This is a genomic window from Peptoniphilus indolicus ATCC 29427, from assembly GCF_000227315.1.
Classification (GTDB): Bacteria; Bacillota; Clostridia; order Tissierellales; family Peptoniphilaceae; genus Peptoniphilus; species Peptoniphilus indolicus.
Map to the genome: position 1 here is coordinate 1 of NZ_JH165155.1, position 526 is coordinate 526.

The following is a 526-nucleotide window of genomic DNA, read 5'->3' on the forward strand; positions in this document are numbered from 1 at the left end:
GGTCTTATTTTATGGTTACACCAACAGTATTTCGGCTTATTTATGCGACCGAATCCTGCTTCATCTTGGAACATTATTCTTACTTTTTTATCCGGGTTAACGTTTCTAAGTTCTTTTGCTCTGCTGTTAATTTTTTTGAGGTCTCTATGACCTCTTTACTTGCTTTCTTAGGATGTTTACTTCTTGGCATTATTTTTCTAAATCCGTGTCTTTTTAGTACTCTATATATTTGACCCGTTCCTATGGAATGTCCTACAAGCTTTACATATGCTTTTTCTATTTCTTTGGCTGTTACTATTTGTCCACTTTCTGCTTTTTCTTCAAATTGCTTTAGGAATTCTTTTTCTTCTTCAAAGCAGAGATTTCTATGATTGCCTTGTCTTTTTTTATTTTTTAATGCGTTTACAGAATCTTCTCTGTATGCTTTTAACCATGCGAATACTGTAGATTTTCCAACATCTAATTTTTCAGATATGGATTTGGCACTGTTGCCTTTAAGTTTTAGTATTATGGCTTTAATCCTTAT

Annotated in this window: 1 protein-coding gene; it reads right to left on the reverse strand. The window is 32.7% G+C overall.

Annotation, left to right across the window (positions count from 1 at the left end):
- Positions 1 to 79 precede the first annotated feature (79 nt).
- Positions 80 to 526 (reverse strand): helix-turn-helix domain-containing protein (locus HMPREF9129_RS10460; protein ID WP_004823645.1); only part of this gene is annotated, 447 nt, incomplete at its 5' end.